Raw genomic sequence first — 18,368 nt, forward strand, 5'->3', positions numbered from 1 at the left:
CACCACCAAACTCTTAATGATGTGCGTATAGAAGCCATAATCGGCACAGCCTTGAGGCGGTACACCATACATATTGCGATGGAAAGGATCTGCTGAGAATTTCTTACGATCCCATTTTTTAATCGAATACGGCGGGTTCGCTAAAATCACATCAAACTGTTTAAGCTGATCATTTTCAATGAACTTAGGCTCACCTAAAGTATCACCACGGCGTATATCAAACTCTTCAATGTCATGTAAGAACATATTCATACGTGCAATTGCAGAGGTCAGTAAATTCACCTCTTGACCATAGAGCTTCACGCTACGCCATTCTTCACCTTTCTCACGAAGGTCCATCACAGCATTGAGCAACATCCCACCCGTACCACAAGTTGGATCGTAAGCGGTTTCACCTGGCTTTAATTCCATGATACGAGTCATGAAATGCACGACAGTACGGTTGGTATAGAATTCTGCCGCCGTATGACCTGAGTCATCCGCAAATTTCTTAATCAAGTATTCATAAGCCTGACCAAGATCGTCTTGCTTGACCTTATGTAACCCCAAATCAATCTTACTAAAGTGCCCAATCAGGTCTTTGAGTAAATGATCTGGCAGACGTTCTTTATTGGTCCACTGTGCATCACCAAATACACCCGCTAAACGCTCATTTTTAGCTTCAATCGTGCGTAGTGCCGTTTGAATGGCTTTACCAATATCTTGAGTGGTTTCTTTAACTGTTTTCCAGCTTGCTTCGCTTGGAATTTCAAAACGATGGAATTGTAAGAAGCCAAATAGGTCATCTGTACCCATTTCTTTTTTGGCATCCTCAAGTTCATCATCATACACATCTGATAGACGCTTAAAGAACAGAAGCGGAAAGACATACTGTTTATAGTCAGAAGCATCAATTTGCCCACGGAGAAACTCAGCAGCACCCCAGAGTAGGTCTTCTAATTTTGCATTTTCATTCGCCATTTGACTTAACCTACATCCTTAATCTTAAAACCTTGGGCTTTCAACAATGTTTCTAGCTCTTGCTCAGCTTTTTCTAAATCTGCCATTTTAGTCGTGAAGTCACTTAAAGCCTGCTCTAACGTCATGGTCTCTTGCTCTAAAGGCTTTTGAACGTAACGAGCAATATTTAAGTTAAATTCGTTTTCTTCAATTTCAGCAAATGGCACCCAACGAGACTGACCAATGATTTCCTGTCCTTCTTCTTTAGCTTTGATGTAAAGGTCATAAATTTCATCAGACTGCTCATTACTCAATGTGTTTTGCGCACGACCTTTGGTAAAGATGTCTTCAACATTAATGAACAACACAGGTGCATTTAATTCAGTTCCAACTTTTTGCTGTAAAGACTTCCTATCTTTACGCAGGACCAAAATACAAGCCGCAATCCCTGTTCCATAGAAAAGGTTTTGTGCAACACCAATCACTGCTTCAAGTTGATTTGACAATAAAAGCTGTTTACGAATTTCTAGCTCAGAACCACCTCGGAACAATACGCCGTGGGGTAAGACCACCGCCATACGACCATTATCTTTAACTGAAGCCAACATATGTTGAATCCAAGCAAAATCGCCGTTTGTTTTTGGTGCTAAGAACGACTTACGTACCAATTTGGTTTTTTCAGGGTCTTCACTAGTTAAATCAGGCTCTTCTACCATATAGACATTGCGTGCATATGGATCTGAAGACCATTTGTTATAACCCCATTCTTTTAAACTAAATGGAGGATTGGCAATTACACAGTCAAATTGCTCAAGCTGATCGTTTTGCAGGAATTTAGGCTCAAGTAGCGTATCACCACGGACAATTTGAAAGTCTTCTTGTCCGTGTAAGAACAAGTTCATTCGTGCAATGGCTTCCGTTGTCAGGTTCTTTTCTTGACCTTTTAATGTTAATGAACGTGGATCACTGCCATTCTCCGCAACGTGGTGAATGGTTTCCAATAACATACCACCTGTACCGCAAGCTGGGTCATATATACTCTCACCCGCTTTCGGATCAAGAATATTCACCAACAAACGCACAATAGAGCGTGGTGTATAGAATTCCCCTGCTTTTTTATTGGCTTTATCGGCAAAGCGTTTAATCAAGTACTCGTACGCACGGCCCATATCATCATTACGTACCTTACTCACACCGAGATGATATTTATTGAAATGCCCAAGCAAGGTAATTAAAAGCTCGTCAGATAGACGATCTTTATTGGTCCAGCTCGCATCACCGAAAATGCCATATAAGTTTTCATTGACCTGTTCAATTTTGTTGAAGGCTTCTTTTAAATGCTGACCTACATCTTGCGTATGGGCGATGACATCATCCCAATGACAGCCTTCAGGAATATCAATACGGTGAAACATGGGCCCACGAGCAAGTTCTTCATCACCTATTTCTTTAATCGCATCTGCTAACTCTTCATCGTAAACATCACAAATACGCTTGAAGAACAGAATTGGAAAAATATAGGTCTTATAGTCTGACGCATCAATCGGACCAGTAATAATATGCGCCGCTTCCCACAAATGGGTTTCTAAGTCTTTTAAATCAAGAAGAGTCATAGGTTTACTACAGTTAATTTATATCAATATGGATACGTTACTTTTGCAAAGACAAAATGAATTTCTGAATCATCTCTCTTTCGGTCTCTGGTAACGCTTGAATCGATTTAGCAATTGGGTCTGTACCTAGATCTGAATATTGATCGGTACGCCCAAGCAAGTAATCACTTGAGACATTCAGTACCACCACCAATTTATAAAAATTTTCTAAAGACGGCTTTCGAGAGCCTGCTTCAATATGTGAAATTGAGGTCGATGGAATCCCAGTTTTTTCAGAAATATCATGCTGTGTCATTTTCCTTTGGGTTCTTATTTCTTTGAGCCTTTTACAAAACAGCTCTGAATCCATCTCAATCAACATAAAACACCATAAATCGACAATAAAAACTTGACCATATCGACAAGTTATCATATATATATTGACAGTATTTTATTGTCTATTTCGACAAAAAGACATCTTTAAAAAAATTAAGGAGGAAATTTATATGAATAATATTGTATGTGCATGAGTGCCTTATCTCGACAATAAAGCACTCATGCTTTTCATTCCAAATGACTAAAATGAAAGATTGTAAAATTTCGACATTCTACATTTGCATTCTTTCATAACAGACGATTTAAGTAAATTCACTTGGAGTCTATTATGAGCAATTCACCAGGCCAAATCCCTATTGCTATACACCCAGCTATTCGAAATTTAAATGTCCGTCAAATTGCTAAAATAATAGCAACAAAGATTATTGAAACTACGGCGCTACAACTTCAGTTTAATCCAGCATTCTGTAAGCAATTAGACGTGTCACAACACCTCAATACTTATGAAGCAGCCGCCTATTTTGTTGATCAGCAGTTTTTCGAAAGATATGGTTTTAGTAGGAATGGAATCGTGAGTTTTATGGAAATATATGATGAAATTTATCATATATTTAAAAAGAGAGTAAATATGAGTACAAGTTGAGCAAATTGAATAAGTTGAAGTTAACTACATGATTTAAATAGTATTCAAGTTGTTCATCAACTTGCTCATATCTGTTTGGTATGAGCAAGATGAATGTACATAATTTTCAGTCACTTGAATGTATATAGCTCAACTTGTTCAAGTTGTCTAAATCAAACTATATAAGCTTTAGAAATGAGTAGGCTCATTTAAATGATAAATTTTTGGTAAAGACCAAAACCATTCTTTTTCTCCACAAACCCGGAAAGGTTTAATATTCAACCTTTCCTGAGCTCGTCGTAAAGAGGCTATGCTTAGACCAGCGTTTTTAGCTTGATTTTTCACCTCTTTTGCTGGTAATTTGTCAACACCACTTAATAGTTCAATCAAGAAATCTTTAGCAATGTCTATCGCAGAATTATGGTCTCCAGCATCAAGTTCCGCACTATTTAGCAACCCTCTCGCGTAGCCCTCAACTTTGCCCAACCAGACTGTTTTAGTTGCCTCAATCTCATCTGCAATTATTACAGACTCCAATTGATAACGTATACCACCTTCAAGTGTTGAAATATTACTTTTTGCTCTAACTAAAATATGATCACCTTCAGATTCCCTATAAACAGCAGTCCAAGCCATACGTGCCAATGCACTAAACGCTTGGGAACCTAGAATTCTGTCAGCTGGGTTATTGTTTGCGCTACCTTTTGCAAAATGAGTAATGCCTAAAATTGCAAAACCATATTGATTAGCTAAATCAACTAATGGCTTTAATGACCGTCTCACATCATTTGCTTTATTCATATCACCACTTACCGCAGAAATGATCGGATCTATCATTAGAAGCTTAAGGTCAGGATTTTCTATTATGTACTGTTCAATTTTAGGAAAATCTTTAGCTGGGTCGAAGGATTCTAATTTACCATCTTTATTGGTACGTCCAGCAATAAATGATACTTTGCAAAGATTGGCTCCATTTGCGATCAATCGAGGCTTTAATGTATCTGATGGATCGTCTTCGGTTGAGTAAATTAAGACTTCCCCCGAATTTTCACACTGCATACCATCTGGGAAAACCCCACCTGAGGTGATCGTTGCAATAAGTGCAAGAGAGATATTGGTTTTACCACAGCCACCTGCTCCTGCAAGAATCGTCATCTTACCCAAGGGTAGCCATCCAGCCCAAAGCCACTTAATTGCTGTAGCTTCAACATCCTGCATGCTTACAATTTTTAGATCATTTTTTTTACTATTCATGAGTAAATCATCTGTGTTTGTTAGCAACCTTGCGAACTTCAATTTTTATTCAAATCCACAAGGTTGACTTGATTATTTAATTTCACCAGCAAACTTTAAAATTTCATTTTTATTCCATCGTAATAGTCGCCCGTGGCGTATTGGCAAAATTGGACCATTTTCGTAAATTGCCCATTTGCGAAGTGTTTGTGGTTTTAAACCTAGTAGTGCCGCAGCTTCTGCAGTTGAGCAGAGTAAAGATACGTTGCCCATTTTGGACTCCATTTTTTATTTTCGTTGTGTATTTTTTAGTTGATTTTAGGATTAAGATGAATCTTCAACTTATTGATGAATAACTGAACAATTGACTTTTTAATATGGATAAAGTAGGTCGACCAAAGAAAACAGCTATAGATATACTGCAAACGATGTATTGGTATGAATATATCAATATGCAAGTGTGTGCATCTTGTGCAGAAAGAGAAGAGTCATTAACATCTGAAGAAAACAATTCCTACCAAACACACGCCAATAAAATTGCCAATTTCTTTGATCAAATTGAATCTGGCGTTTGGTACAAATACAAAGAAGGCACAAAAAAGCCTACAGAAAAGACATTGGAATTTACTGATCTAAAAATTCCAAATTCCTCAGTTTATTTTCATCATCCAATTTGGATATTTCTTAGTAAGATTCCATCTGCGAAAGATTTAGCTGAGTTTTATAAAGCATTGGAGGTAGATACACGTAAAGCAATTGAAAGAGGGTATGCGTTAGATCCGAGAAAGAAGCATATTGATTACAGTCTAGAAAGCTATGAATTTACTGTATACGCCAACTTCTTGGATTTTTGGTCTTACATTTTATATTGTTATTACAAAGCAAAATTTGAGTTGGATCTTGAGTCGATTGAAAACGTCATAGCATTTTTTCATGCAAATTTGCCGATTGGATTTAAATATGTTGGGGAGTTGACTGTTTTATTCTTTGATATCTATTCAGAGCACTTGCAACGACCAAAACAACAAAGTCTGTTAAGCTGGGAAGAAACATTAAGCGAAGAGAATATTTTTCAGATTAAGAAGATAAGAGAAAGTAAGCGTTACAGTTCATTTTATAGTAAGTGGGATGAGTTTGCACTATACAAGTATTGATTAGAGTTGATTTATTCTGCTTACTATATGCTTACTATTTTTTAGTATTAAAAAAACACTTAGGATTAGCATACCTAAGTGGTTGTTTTATATGGTGGGCCCACACAGACTTGAACTGTGGACCAACGGATTATGAGTCCTGAATTTTTACGGTATCGCAGTGTATCTTGATGCATATTTAATTCTATTTTTTCTTTTAAAATAAACACTTAATATTTTTTACTGTATCTCAGTGTAGACAAGCATATAACCTATTTGCTTACATAGTGCTTACACCACCCCTGATGTAAGCACTTGTAAGAAAATGAAGATCAAATTCACCACTTCAAAAGTGGCCAAACTCGATTTGCCTGAAAATGGCAAAAACCAAACTTTCTATTGGGACCTCGACACACCCGGCCTATCTGTACGTGTCACACAAAATGGTAACCGATCATATATCTATCAAGGTCGTGTCACAGGTAAAAGTGTACGCATAACCATTGGTGATGTAAATGTTTGGGCGCTCGATGATGCACGCAAGGAAGCCAGACGACTGCAGCAACTTTGTGATCAAGGCATTGATCCTAGACGGAGTAAAGCAGAACAAGATCAAAAAAACGATGAGCATTATCAAGCAAAGCAAAATGAACGAATCACTTTTGGCGAGGTCTTTGCTGAATATGTTGATGCGAATAAGCACCTATGGTCTAATCGCCACCTCCGTGACCACATTGAATTATCACATCGAGGTGGTGAAGAAAAAGTACGTGGTAAAGGTTTAACAATACCAGGTGCACTTTCATCACTTCTTGATGTGCCACTTGTAAGAATAACATCCGATACACTTATTGATTGGCAGACCAAAGAGGGGCAAACAAGACCAGGGCGAGCAGCTTTAGGTTTTCGTATTGCCAGATCATGCATCAACTGGTGCCAGGAGCACGAAACTTACATGCACCTGATTGACGCTAAAGTGCATCAGGCTAAGCGCGTACGTCGGGCTGTACCAGTATTAAAGCCGGTCAAAAACTCTGTACAGCGCAATCAGTTAAAAGATTGGTTTAATGCGGTCAGTGATATTCAAAATATTATGCACAAGACCTTCCTGCAGATCAGTATTCTATGCGGACCACGTTCTGAGTCTATGCGCTCTCTCACCTATTCGCAGCTAGACTTCAAATGGAAAACTATTTCCATCTGGGATAAGGTTGAGCAGGAAGACCGAATCATCCCAATGACACCTTATGTTGAAAAACTGCTAAGGCAATTACCTAGGCACCCAGATTCCGACTTTGTGTTCTGGTCCGAGCAATCACAGTCAGGCCATATTACCGATATACGTAGAAGCTACTATGCCGCCTTGGAAGAAAAAGGACTGCCAAAATTTACCGTGCATGATCTTCGCCGATCATTTTCAAACTTGGCTGAGTGGCTGGAAATCCCGACTGGTGTTGTGGCTCAGATTATGGGCCATAAACCAAGTGCTACTGCAGAAAAACATTATAAAGATAGACCGGTGGATCTATTGAGATTACATCATACAAAAATTGAAGACTGGATTTTAAAAGAGGCAGGAATAGAACAATGAAAACATGGACCTACTTTTACATAGAGCACACGGTAAAGAATGGAAGGATTTTTAGGAAGGAGCCGGGGTAGGCTTTGATGTTGATTTTTTAATTTTGAGCAGAAGGTGTACAAAAGCTTGATTTTTTTGTGATTTATAAATAACACGAATTCAGTTAAAATCTGCCCAATTTATTAAAATAGATGTATTTTCATGCAATATTATAGATCGGATATCGATGGGCTTAGGGCTCTTGCTGTTTTTGGGGTTATTTTATTTCATGCTGGAACCCCGTTTATTACTGGAGGTTTCTTAGGGGTGGATGTCTTTCTTGTGATTAGTGGTTTTTTGATCACAAGGATCCTAATAGATAATGCTGAAAACAATAAATTTTCTTTTCTGGACTTTTACTCGCGAAGATTTAGGAGAATCTATCCAGCCTTGTTAACAATGATCACAATAGTTAGTGTGATTAATTTATTTATTATGATTCCTTATGACCTAAAGAACTATGGTCAATCTATTGTGGCAAGCATCTTGTCTGCCAATAATATTCTACTTTATTTAACATCAGGCTATTGGTCCACTGCTGCTGAGTTTAAACCACTTTATCACACATGGACTTTAGCTGTGGAGGAACAGTACTATATAGTAATTCCTTTTCTGATTTACTTTATACATAAAATAAAGCCTAAAAATACAAACTCCCTACTATTTTACACTTTAAGTTTATTATTTATTGCAAGCTTTTCCTTTTGCTATATCTATCAAGATAATAGAGAATTTACATTTTTAATGCTCTTTTCTAGAGCATGGGAACTATTAGCAGGAGCCATTGCAGCCATTATTTATAAAAAAACCAATATTAATAATAATTACCTTTCAACTTTAGGTTTTATATTAATTGTCTTTAGTTATTTTTATGTTGATAAAAACAGTTTCCACCCTGGATTGGTTACTTTATTGCCTGTGATTGGAACTACATTAATTGTTCTTTTTAACAGAAACACTAACAATTTTCTATTTAAACTGTTATCCATTAAACCCATCGTGCTTATGGGGCTGATTAGCTATAGTTTATACCTTTGGCATCAACCTGTTTTTGCCGGGATAAGACTTCTCTCTCAAGAACAACCCCAAACTCTATATTTTTTAATGGCTATCCTTCCAATTATTTTAATCTCTTATTTTAGTTGGAAGTTTATTGAAAAACCTTTTAGAAACACAGCAGTTATAGCTGAGAAAAAATCTATTACAATTTTAACTATTTGGTCTATTGTCTTGATTGGTTATGGGGCCACTTTACACTTAACGTATGGCTTGCATAACTATTATGGTAAATTTTCATATGAAGGTGATCCGCGAAGCTTTGTGGATGATGCCTACAAATATCAATACACTCAGTCTAAAAATATTCTAGTTCTAGGGGATTCCTTTGGTCGTGACCTAATCAGATCATTAAACCAAGTAAATGTCAAAGATATCAAATACTTCCCTATTGGCTGCGATGATCCAAGTGTCTTTACCAAACCCGGTGAGTTAAATGATTATTTAAAAGAGGCTAAAATTGTAACTATTGCTTTGTTGTTGGCAGATCCCGATAGGGACTATAAGGAACAATTAACTCAACTAAATAATTGCTTTAAAGTTGTTAATCAAATCAATCCAAATACCTATATTCTTGGGACCAAGAATTTTGGTTATAACAATAACTTTGTACGTATATCAAATAAAGAATTTAGTGAAATTTATGTAAGTCCAATTCAAACTTATTTAGAATTTGATAAATTGGCTAAACAGGATTTTGGCGATAGATACATTAGTATTTTTGATAAAATATCTAACAAAGAATCTAAGGTTCCTGTTTTTTATAAAGATAATTTTATTTCTTATGATACAAAACATTTAACTCCTGCAGGTGCTAAATTTATTGCTCAAGAGGTATTGTTGGATTCACCTCTCAAATCCCACTTAAAGTAGTTTTAGTTATATTTATTTAATTTAAGTTCAAGAAAAGCCCTCATTTCGAGGGCTTTTCTATAATCGACACAATGGCTTTGTGTCTGTTCTGGCAATCAACATACTTTCTTCGATCATCCACCATCACCTGCAGCACTTCTTTGGCTTGGCCGGATTTTAATTCCAATAAGTCCGGACAAGGTGTTTTAAGGTTTGCCGGAATTACCAGCGGCATTGACTGCTGACACCCCGTCGTCATCAAAGCAATTAGTATGGATATAAATAGGACGTTCAACGATCTTTTGCACTTCACGTGTAATGGTTTCTGTTTTGGATCGCTCAACTTCTTTTTGTTGTTCATAATTCTTTGCTGCCTCGTTTGCATTTTTCTGCCCCTGTTTTTCAGCATCAAGGTATGGCTTCAGTTTTTTATCGATCTTGCCCTGACAGATAATTTCTGCATTCAGTACCCTGTATTCTGCCTGGGTGCGTTTGTACTTCTGCCAACCACCCCAAACGGCGATAGCAACCAGTAGCACTAAAAGACAATAAATAATTAGTTCATAAAACTTGGCGATAAAGGCTGACATCAGTTCACCCCCATGCACTTGTTATAGCGCTCAACTTGTCTGGTCCACACGCCATAGCAATTGTTAGAACGAATACTGCAGTCGCGCTTGGCCACATACTTCCATTTCAAAAGTGATTTACATGCCTTGATATATTCACGTGCTTTCAAATGACGCAACATTGAAGATCCAGACCAGGCACCAGTACCGTACTGGTAGGTGAAATCCAGATACAGATCGTATTCACCCTGAGAAACTGGAATATTAAGAATGGTTTTATTGAATCGTTGTGCATCCTTATCCATGTGCAATTTTAGATATTCAAACGCCTGTTTGCGGTCAATCGCTGGATCTGACATTTTGACGCGCACCCCATTTGGATAGACCGTAGTGCCGTGGCCAATGGTCGGCACATCACCTTTTACCGGAATCTCTGGCTTAGGTGTAAACCCCTCTTTTACAGCCGTTGCCTGAATCTGTTCGTCACTTGGACCAGTAATCATTTTCTGGCCACCAATCCCCATGGCCAAAATTAGAGAGGATCCAATCACGTAGTATTTGGTTTTATTAGACACCGTACTGCCCCCTTTCTTTTTTCATCCGGAGTCGATGAATTTCATCAGCACGTTTGTTTTCTAGACGCTTGTAGTACCAGTTCACCATGAAGCCACCAAAGGCAAAAAGTATCCCTAGCCAAGCGAGTACATCGACTGAGGCAAGGTACGCTAAGAAACCAGAAGCCGCCCCTGCATAAGTTGTTTTTGAAGCAGCGGAAGAAACAGTCGCTGCCATTTCCATTACTGCTGATTTCTGATCGGACATGCCGCCACCATTATTTTTGACATTAAAAAACCCTGACTTAATTAAAAGCCAGGGTTCATAGGTATATGCTGTGTATTAAAAACCCCGAAGGTCTTTATCTTATTTGAGAACTTTGATCTTTAAGGCTACTTCACCTAGATTGACTGGTGCTGCTGTTCTATTGTGAATACGAATAGATACCGTACTTGCTGAGGATACACGACCACGAATATCAAGGCCCTGATCATCAACATTTAACCCAACATAAACAGGATCACCAACCTCAGCACCACGTACTGTTGTAGTAGATAGGTCGTAATATAAACCATTTGAAATGCTTGGCAGTGTTACATTTTTCTCAACCAAATAACTTCTTAGCACATTCTCATTATATAAAGGATTAAAAATCGTAATAGGTGCACGTTTCTCTGAGATTGTTTGCTCGCCAAAGGTGGACGAAAACTCTTGAAACTTGGCTTTTGGTATAACCTTAACACCTACCGCTGCAACAACTAAGCCCTCTGTTGATGTGAAATTAATTCTGCATTGTGTACCACTAACAGATGGTATTGTTGAGATAATAGCAATCTGCCATCTACCATCATTATTCGATAAAATTGGAAGTTGTGATAGTGATGTAATCAGGGTAGATTCATTATAGAGCCGCATGATGGGACTATCCCCACCCTTTAACTTCACTAGCGCACATACTGTAACTGAGTCGCCTGATTCAAAAGGTAGGCTTAGCGGAATATATGCTGATGTTCCGGTAACCACATGTGCTAGTTTATTTAGGCCGATTGGTGTTTGTATAGGTGTTGTTCCTATTGCACTAGTACAAACAGCTTCAGAGTCCACTGGAATTCCCTCTGTTGAGCAGTAGCCTCTAAGCTGCGTACCGCTAGTTGTGTCTGTGTAAGCTCGACCACTGTTTATGATGGAATTTACTGCAAGGTACAGAGATTTGAAAGTTAATTGAGAAACCCTGTTGCCGATACTGTTATAGATACCGCTAGAGTTAACGCTTAGGATACCGCTTAACTGCATAATATCTATTACGTTATCCGTGTGTGCGTAATAATTATTGCGGTGATTAAATGTAGCAGCAGCAGTTGTCCCACTAAACTTAACAATAGCTTCTCCAGTGTGGGCTTCAAAATAGTTATTGTGTATGTCTATAGTTCCGCCATTTGTCTGAATGTCAATTGGTGTTGTTTGCCCTTCCAGCATGTTATCGACAAATGTTATACCTCCATCAAAACGACCCTGCCACTTCGCACCTTGCTCGGATTGAATTCCAGCAACTCGTAAATTGAATGAGCGAGAGTAAGCTTTTGATACAGCATTGTTCCTGTTGTATACGCAACCATTTTCAAAGACTACTGATCCTGCCCCCATATATGATGATGTGCGAGTTGTGATGCTTAGGATTTCATTAAACTCAATACCACAGGATTTTGTGAACAATACACCACGATGTGGGCCGTTGTTGTCAGTGTCCATTTTAAGAAAGTTTTGTGTGCGGACACCATTAACAACTTTTCCGATTTTACCAATACCATCCACAACAATTTGGTTTGAGGAATAAATACCAGACCCAGCACCGTTATTGTAGTTAAAGAAATCAACTACATTTTCATCAGCACAGATATAACCACGAATAATCTGCCCTGTATTACGGAAATAAGTTGGTGCGCGATTGCCCCTGATCTCAAAGCCAGAGCAATTTAAATTTACAGTCTTATCTAGTACATAAACCTCACCCTGATCAAACGGGACAAAGATGCTGTGTGATCCATTCGCAATAGCAGCATCAACAGCAGCCTGAAACGCATCAGAGTATTTTAATTGAGGTGTCGCAGTTAAGCAGTCACGTAGTTGCTCGCGTGTGAAAAAGTCTTTAACTGATATTTGTTTATAGGAGTAATTAACTCGCTCCCACCCATCCATATCAATATTGGGGTTGTTTATATTGTTCGGCTCAATAGATTCAACACGATAACCGTTATCTAAAACAACAATCTGCCCCACATCATAACCGCCAAATGGCATGTCGTATTTTTTTCCACCATACAGGTTAATCTCTTTTTGTGTTTGAGGGCCATCCACAACAAAAGAAGCATCCCATCCTTTATCTTCGGCAATTTGTGCTAGTCGCTGCATAAGGTAGTTGTAGTATTCATCCAGCTGATCTAGTGCTACGCCTTGCTTGCGGATTTCCTCCATAAGATAGGACTGAAGCTCATCATCTCGATCATCTACATAGCTTTTAAGATCATTGATCTTTGCTTCTTGTTGCTGATGCAGCCGATCAACATAAAGCTTCATAAGCCAGTCAGCTACACCCAATTCTTGTAACTTTAACCAAAGGCGGTCAAAGTCACCATTTACGGCTTGTGGTCGGAACGAATTATTAAAAGACTGGTAATCTGTAGTTCGGCCAAATGGCGTGTTTCGCTGTAAGGTAATTTTGCTACCGGATGCAGGTGCAGTGGTGAATACCACATTGCCGCCGGATAAACTCCATGTTGCAATCGGTGGTTCAATTTCATCCACCAATACAATCAAATGGTCTTTCGACTCACAAATAAAACCTAGCGCAAAGCTTTTGGTAACACCGTTGCCTTCGTATTCTTTATATGGCGTTTGCTCTGGTACTGCCATGATATGCCCCTAATTTTCAAAATCATAAGTGGCTTCATGCACACCACTTTCACTTCTCCAATTAGGCGATTCATTGACCTCATTTTGTCTGTGTATTTTTCCGATACGTTCAGGCTGATCCACGATTGCACCAGCTAAAGAATCTAAATAATCATCTTCTTGATCTGTAATAGCTGGATTAAACATCCGCATTTGTTTGTATTGAACAGACGAGTTTTCTCCATCTTCAGGTGTATCAACAACGGATACATGCACCCACACTAAACCTGATACTAAAGGGCCTTCTAAGCTTTCCAAAATGCGCTTATTCTTTGGTCCTGTTGAATGATGCTCTTTGACACCACATCTTAATTTACGCTTCTTCAATGCGCCTTTGAGCGCAGCTGGCGCAAAGTTTCCAATACCGTTTGTTTCAATAGTAATTTTAGGAATATAAAACTTTTCGATCAGGTCGCAGAGTTGCCACACTTGACCACCAGTTATTTCTCCGTTGGCATTATGTGTAACTACATCACCCTTTAACTGAATGGATCGATGCCAATACTTATTACCCAAATCGTCATGTAAAACCAATGATACTGCCGACACATCAGATTTAATTTTCCCTGATGATGGATCCCAACGACATGAAATGCCAACAATTCGACGCTCACCAAGCATCATGTAATATTGACCGTTTGCACGTTTAAGTACGGGCTCACAGTCATAAGGAATCATCTTGTCAGGATCTAAACGAACATCCCCTACTGGTTTAGCATGTAACTGATATTGTGAATCCCATTCATTGATTGTTCGGCACTCTCTACGGCGTTCCTCCATAACTGTTGAAGTGAATCGCTCGGGCCATAAAGCTTCGCTGTAAACATCGATCAGATAATGTGACTCATCGAATGTAATTTTATAAGCCTTGCCGACTTGCTTAACTTGGAAATCTTTGTCTTTTACCAACAATCTTGAGCTGGTACCAATCCCACTAAAAATATAAATAGGCTCAAAATCAACAATGCATTCGATGACCTGCTCAAAGCGTTTTTCTTTTTGGAACATTTTAAGAATGAGACACTTGGCACCAAGTTTTTGAATGTGGGTATATAGTGAATCGTGAGTATGCGGAGTTCCGACAAATAACTTCTGTCCACCAGGTATTAGAATGTGTGTTTGTTCAGATAATCGATAACGTAGTTTTTCACGTGCTTCAGGCGTTCCAATGTTGCTCGGTACCTCAACATCATCATTTTGGATTTCATTAGCACGTGCACCAGTGACGTTAGATAAAATTCCTCGTGCATGAATTGAACCATGGCGCACATCTGTAGAACCACTCACCCACCATTTTTGTGTCTCACCACGCGCTTTCTTTACTTTGTAAATTTGGCATAGTGGGTGCCTTTCTAAGACTTGTTCAGTTCCTCGACTGACCTTGTAAGCATCAGGATCCGTAGCGCCCTGATGTAAAATTAGATGTTCAGGATTGCTATATAATTTCCAAGCATTGTAGATATCCAAGAGTGTTGACTTGCCATGTCCACGTGGCATCATCAATAGCCCAAGCGTGCCATAATCCTCTAGGAAATCACAGACGTCTAAATGGAAATCAGGAACTACCCAATTTAAGGTTTCCGCATAAACTAGGTAGAATGCAGCAAAGCTGACCTTAATCATAAATTAGCTCGGGCGTTGTTTACGCTCGTCTAATTTTTTAGCTACTGCTTCGAGCAATTGAGCTGCTTGTTGTTCAGGCGTGATTGAGCGTTCATCAACATTGCCTTTTGTAAGCTCGTCGTCATTCAACAGGCGTTTGATTTTCTCCATGCATGACAATGCTTCTTTTGCACCCTTGTACAACCAGACCTTATCGCCACGCCCTTTTTTATCAAACAAGTTCTGACCGTAGGCTTCAGTCATCAAGTCCACTGTGTCAGAACCAGCCATTTCGAGACAAAGTAATAGTTTCTCCTTTGTCTCAGGTCGAATGTGTCCTGGTTTCTTTTCAATCGTCATAAAAAATCCCCTGTATATAAGCCATATATACAGGGGGTTAAATTGAGCTTAATTGGGTGTCCTACTTACTGCACGACACGCTCAAAATCAGGCATCTGAATATCACCAAGATCATCACCCCAAAAGCGCGTACGATCATGTTCACGTTCAGCTTTACGAAGTAATTTTTCTCTATAACCTGGTGCAATAATATCCTGCATCTCATCGAAAATCATACGATTCGTTGCTGCTTTTGTATACCAAAGGTTTTGAGCAGGGATTTTATTTTTAATAACTTTGAATGCCTCATTCGCCGCATTGGTATCCTTTCCTTCATAGTATTGAGTAAAGTTTCCAACAGTCAAACCTAGCACAGCTTTAGCATCTGAACCCAAAGGACCTACCATAAAATCTGTAGCACTACGACCACTGGTGTCAGTACCAGCTACAAGAATATCCCCAAGGATGGATAAACCACCACCTTGAACCGCTGAGCGTGTTAGAAAGTTAATGCCTTTTTGAGGATCATTTTCATCCCACATGGTAGATGGATCATTGCCGTTTGCAAGCTCTTTAAGCTGCACAACAAGTCCACCTAGCATGGTTGTCATAATAAAAAGAGATGCTCCATACATGGCTCTTGAAGTACCCTTTTCCCTACTCATTGCACGTGATCCGTGACGCATAAGGAATGCTGCTGGGAATGATTTAAACTGAAGCATGGACTTCACCAGCTCACCCATGCCCGTACCTTTTTTTTGCCCTGCACTCATCCATGTACGTTCACGCAATCCAGCCTCAACCACTGCCATTCCTTGCTCATCAAGTAAGTGAGCCTGAAATTGTGTCGCAACTTCATCTCGTACTGCTTTAGGATCACCAAATTGACTTAGCTTATCATCAGGAATTTCGTAGATTGATCGAGCAGACATAAGCTGATTGCCTTTACGGTCAATCACTGGTTCAGCTAATTGCATCACTTGCCATGCTCGTTCGTTTAATCCTGTTTTTTCTAACAACTCACGATCTAATGGATCAAGATCATTCCAGCCTTTGGAGCGTGAAAGGCTTCCATATTTATGCATGAGCATCTTAGTAAATCCGACTTTTGAAGCTGCTGTCAGTGCATTCAAACCAGATATACGCATAACCTGTGAAGCAATACCACTCGACACACGTGCCAGTTTCTGTGACTTGCCATGCACCGAAGTTAGACCATCATCCGACCAGCGTGCAATAGATCCGAGCATTTCTTCAGTGGCCAAACCTAAGCTGTGCGCCAGCTCCCGATCTTCTTTATTTTTCGGATTCAACTGGCTGATCAGTTCGCCAAATGTTTTACGGTAGGCAATGCCATGGATCGATGCAGTCTTGGCAATCATGGCTTGATCTGTGACGGATGATAATGTGGTGCCACCCAACATGGATGCCACGTTCATAGATCGGTATGCAAGACCGAGATTGGCCAGTACTTCGGATTGTGGTGTGTTCTGCCCGGTGAACTCGTCAAACATGGTCTGGGCGCGTTTACGTGTCTTACCAGTAGAGTTTGCGTCAATACCTTTTTGCCAGTCCTTTTGCTCTGCCGCATCCATCAAAATGCGCATGGAATTTTTAGGACTACTGCCAAGATTTTCCACCATAGCAATATCTTTAGATAACCCATTAATATGCGCCTCAATTAAATCAACAAAAGGCATTCCGCCGAAATCTGCCTGATATTCAAGCCAAGCGTCTGCATCTTTAAAATGTAAAACACGACTTTCTGAATGACGGCTGGTGACTTTTGAATTACCGCCAAAGGACTGACGGCCAATTTCGGTTTTATTTGCGCCGTTGCTGCTCAGAGTGTCGAATGAGTATTCAAGCAGTTCGCGGATTTCTTGTTGTGAATAGTATGTGCCATCCTCATGCACATATTTTGAAGTATTGATCAGGCTTTCTGCCTTTTTTACCCAAGCTTCTTTCCCGGCTTTAACGATCTTTTCAAGACTGTGTGTCTGTGGTAATCCCCAATCATCTAGTTTTCCAATGTCACCACCTGAACGGTTGAAGCGTTCACGCATCCCTTCAAATACCTCGCCCATTTTATCGCTTATTTTCTTTGCTAATGGATCACCAGTATTATCACCAAAACGCTCACGGACAATTTTTTGCACCAAATCAGCATCGGTAAACACACCTAAACCGCCCTTGATGTTGGTATAGAAGTCTACTAGCTCACCACGGTAAATAGATGCAATTGCACGCGCTTTAGAATCCAAAGATTGAATTCCCGACATATCTCCGTGTGCTGCAACCATTCGGTCTACAACTTCACTGGCTGATAAAGTTGGATGATCAAGTAAAGCTAAGTTTTTATTTTGAGTGAGAATATCTTGAGCTGCTATTTTATGTTTTCGTTTTAATTGTTCTTGAATATCTGTAGCTACAAACTCACCAGCTTTAACTAACTTTTCAGCATCGGATAGATTGCGCCATTTTTGAATATCTTTACGTGCTAAAGCTTTTTTAGCATCAATAACACGTTGATCAATATTTGCAGCTTCTTGAGCCGTTAGGGATGCTTTACCCAGTGCTTTGGCTACGGCGGCTTTACATTGTTCTTTCATAATAAAAATGCCCAGATAATTTTGATCATCTGAGCATTTGTTAAGGTTGGGTTTGTTGGGTAAATCATCTCGGTTTAAAGTTAATCACTCCGCGTCCGAATAAATAAGATAAGTCACGCTTCATTTGCTCCTTATCATCATTTAATTTTAAATTGGTAATACAGTGAATAGTTACAGGCTTACCGTAGTCATTGGTGAATGTAACATCGTAACAGTGCTCTGATTGGATAATATCTAAATAGCTCATGTGAGCTCCTTATATTAGTAAATTAAAAAACAATGTGAATCAAATAACCCACACCACAGTTTAATTATACACCATTTACAGCTAACATATTGATTTTAAAAAGTATGCACA

At 39.1% G+C, this 18,368-nt stretch carries 17 protein-coding genes; 4 read left to right on the forward strand and 13 right to left on the reverse strand.

What is annotated here, in order from left to right; genetic code table 11:
• From CL42_RS01835 to CL42_RS01845, 3 genes are all read right to left on the reverse strand, one after another.
• On the reverse strand, nt 1-960 hold a 960-nt coding region (locus tag CL42_RS01835), incomplete at its 3' end, for a type I restriction-modification system subunit M (RefSeq protein ID WP_035264397.1).
• Between the two features lie 5 nt (nt 961-965).
• The gene (locus CL42_RS01840) at nt 966-2,552 is read right to left on the reverse strand and encodes a type I restriction-modification system subunit M (protein WP_035264403.1); all 1,587 of its coding nucleotides are present in this window, start codon (nt 2,550-2,552) and stop codon (nt 966-968) included.
• Between the two features lie 37 nt (nt 2,553-2,589).
• A complete protein-coding gene (locus CL42_RS01845; protein WP_035264406.1) occupies nt 2,590-2,913 on the reverse strand; it encodes a helix-turn-helix domain-containing protein in 324 nt (107 codons plus the stop codon).
• Nucleotides 2,914-3,195: 282 nt separating this feature from the next.
• Between CL42_RS01845 and CL42_RS01850 the strand changes: the two genes are divergently transcribed.
• The gene (locus CL42_RS01850; protein ID WP_035264409.1) at nt 3,196-3,510 is read left to right on the forward strand and encodes a hypothetical protein; all 315 of its coding nucleotides are present in this window, start codon (nt 3,196-3,198) and stop codon (nt 3,508-3,510) included.
• 168 nt (nt 3,511-3,678) lie between these two features.
• On the opposite strand, the gene CL42_RS01855 is transcribed toward CL42_RS01850, so the two are convergent.
• Both CL42_RS01855 and CL42_RS01860 read right to left on the reverse strand, forming a co-directional pair.
• Nucleotides 3,679-4,743, reverse strand: a complete 1,065-nt coding sequence (locus CL42_RS01855; protein ID WP_051586502.1) for an AAA family ATPase — start codon at nt 4,741-4,743, stop codon at nt 3,679-3,681.
• Between the two features lie 72 nt (nt 4,744-4,815).
• Nucleotides 4,816-4,995: a helix-turn-helix domain-containing protein gene (locus CL42_RS01860; RefSeq protein WP_035264412.1), complete on the reverse strand. Its 180-nt coding sequence runs from the start codon at nt 4,993-4,995 to the stop codon at nt 4,816-4,818.
• Between the two features lie 104 nt (nt 4,996-5,099).
• Between CL42_RS01860 and CL42_RS01865 the strand changes: the two genes are divergently transcribed.
• From CL42_RS01865 to CL42_RS16420, 3 genes are all read left to right on the forward strand, one after another.
• Entirely contained in the window at nt 5,100-5,876 is a 777-nt protein-coding gene (locus CL42_RS01865) for a hypothetical protein (protein WP_035264415.1), read from the forward strand.
• Nucleotides 5,877-6,180: 304 nt separating this feature from the next.
• Nucleotides 6,181-7,446, forward strand: a complete 1,266-nt coding sequence (locus tag CL42_RS01870) for a tyrosine-type recombinase/integrase (protein ID WP_035264418.1) — start codon at nt 6,181-6,183, stop codon at nt 7,444-7,446.
• A gap of 192 nt (nt 7,447-7,638) precedes the next feature.
• Complete coding sequence (locus CL42_RS16420; protein WP_051586503.1) at nt 7,639-9,405, forward strand: acyltransferase family protein; 1,767 nt, start codon at nt 7,639-7,641, stop codon at nt 9,403-9,405.
• A gap of 185 nt (nt 9,406-9,590) precedes the next feature.
• On the opposite strand, the gene CL42_RS01880 is transcribed toward CL42_RS16420, so the two are convergent.
• The 8 genes from CL42_RS01880 to CL42_RS01915 all read right to left on the reverse strand — a co-directional run bounded on the left by CL42_RS01880 (nt 9,591) and on the right by CL42_RS01915 (nt 18,257).
• Nucleotides 9,591-9,974: a hypothetical protein gene (locus CL42_RS01880; RefSeq protein WP_051586504.1), complete on the reverse strand. Its 384-nt coding sequence runs from the start codon at nt 9,972-9,974 to the stop codon at nt 9,591-9,593.
• Entirely contained in the window at nt 9,974-10,528 is a 555-nt protein-coding gene (locus tag CL42_RS01885; RefSeq protein ID WP_035264421.1) for a glycoside hydrolase family protein, read from the reverse strand. The genes CL42_RS01880 and CL42_RS01885 overlap by 1 nt, the downstream gene beginning before the upstream one ends.
• Complete coding sequence (locus tag CL42_RS01890; RefSeq protein WP_035264423.1) at nt 10,521-10,775, reverse strand: holin; 255 nt, start codon at nt 10,773-10,775, stop codon at nt 10,521-10,523. The genes CL42_RS01885 and CL42_RS01890 overlap by 8 nt, the downstream gene beginning before the upstream one ends.
• A 99-nt stretch (nt 10,776-10,874) precedes the next feature.
• Nucleotides 10,875-13,418 (reverse strand): hypothetical protein, encoded by a 2,544-nt coding sequence (locus CL42_RS17385; RefSeq protein WP_035264425.1) that lies wholly within the window; start codon nt 13,416-13,418, stop codon nt 10,875-10,877.
• A 9-nt stretch (nt 13,419-13,427) separates the two neighbouring features.
• Nucleotides 13,428-15,080, reverse strand: coding sequence for a phage terminase large subunit (gene terL, locus CL42_RS01900; RefSeq protein WP_035264428.1), 1,653 nt, complete (start codon nt 15,078-15,080; stop codon nt 13,428-13,430).
• 3 nt (nt 15,081-15,083) lie between these two features.
• The gene (locus CL42_RS01905) at nt 15,084-15,350 is read right to left on the reverse strand and encodes a hypothetical protein (RefSeq protein WP_228133221.1); all 267 of its coding nucleotides are present in this window, start codon (nt 15,348-15,350) and stop codon (nt 15,084-15,086) included.
• A gap of 134 nt (nt 15,351-15,484) precedes the next feature.
• A complete protein-coding gene (locus CL42_RS01910) occupies nt 15,485-18,010 on the reverse strand; it encodes a phage-like protein (RefSeq protein WP_035264431.1) in 2,526 nt (841 codons plus the stop codon).
• 64 nt (nt 18,011-18,074) lie between these two features.
• Nucleotides 18,075-18,257 (reverse strand): hypothetical protein, encoded by a 183-nt coding sequence (locus tag CL42_RS01915; RefSeq protein ID WP_035264433.1) that lies wholly within the window; start codon nt 18,255-18,257, stop codon nt 18,075-18,077.
• Nucleotides 18,258-18,368: the final 111 nt, after the last annotated feature.

Origin of the sequence: Acinetobacter sp. Ver3, assembly GCF_000632455.1 — a bacterium.
In the GTDB taxonomy this organism is placed as follows: Bacteria; Pseudomonadota; Gammaproteobacteria; order Pseudomonadales; family Moraxellaceae; genus Acinetobacter.

Excerpts from the sequence above, each read along its gene's own strand:
- CL42_RS01840 (WP_035264403.1), bottom strand. The coding sequence starts at position 2,552 with ATGACTCTTCTTGATTTAAAAGACTTAGAAACCCATTTGTGGGAAGCG.
- CL42_RS01845 (WP_035264406.1), bottom strand. The coding sequence starts at position 2,913 with ATGTTGATTGAGATGGATTCAGAGCTGTTTTGTAAAAGGCTCAAAGAA.
- CL42_RS01850 (WP_035264409.1), top strand. The coding sequence starts at position 3,196 with ATGAGCAATTCACCAGGCCAAATCCCTATTGCTATACACCCAGCTATT.
- CL42_RS01855 (WP_051586502.1), bottom strand. The coding sequence starts at position 4,743 with ATGAATAGTAAAAAAAATGATCTAAAAATTGTAAGCATGCAGGATGTT.
- CL42_RS01860 (WP_035264412.1), bottom strand. The coding sequence starts at position 4,995 with ATGGGCAACGTATCTTTACTCTGCTCAACTGCAGAAGCTGCGGCACTA.
- CL42_RS01865 (WP_035264415.1), top strand. The coding sequence starts at position 5,100 with ATGGATAAAGTAGGTCGACCAAAGAAAACAGCTATAGATATACTGCAA.
- CL42_RS01870 (WP_035264418.1), top strand. The coding sequence starts at position 6,181 with ATGAAGATCAAATTCACCACTTCAAAAGTGGCCAAACTCGATTTGCCT.
- CL42_RS16420 (WP_051586503.1), top strand. The coding sequence starts at position 7,639 with ATGCAATATTATAGATCGGATATCGATGGGCTTAGGGCTCTTGCTGTT.
- CL42_RS01880 (WP_051586504.1), bottom strand. The coding sequence starts at position 9,974 with ATGTCAGCCTTTATCGCCAAGTTTTATGAACTAATTATTTATTGTCTT.
- CL42_RS01890 (WP_035264423.1), bottom strand. The coding sequence starts at position 10,775 with ATGTCCGATCAGAAATCAGCAGTAATGGAAATGGCAGCGACTGTTTCT.
- CL42_RS17385 (WP_035264425.1), bottom strand. The coding sequence starts at position 13,418 with ATGGCAGTACCAGAGCAAACGCCATATAAAGAATACGAAGGCAACGGT.
- terL (WP_035264428.1), bottom strand. The coding sequence starts at position 15,080 with ATGATTAAGGTCAGCTTTGCTGCATTCTACCTAGTTTATGCGGAAACC.
- CL42_RS01905 (WP_228133221.1), bottom strand. The coding sequence starts at position 15,350 with ATGGCTGGTTCTGACACAGTGGACTTGATGACTGAAGCCTACGGTCAG.
- CL42_RS01910 (WP_035264431.1), bottom strand. The coding sequence starts at position 18,010 with ATGAAAGAACAATGTAAAGCCGCCGTAGCCAAAGCACTGGGTAAAGCA.
- CL42_RS01915 (WP_035264433.1), bottom strand. The coding sequence starts at position 18,257 with ATGAGCTATTTAGATATTATCCAATCAGAGCACTGTTACGATGTTACA.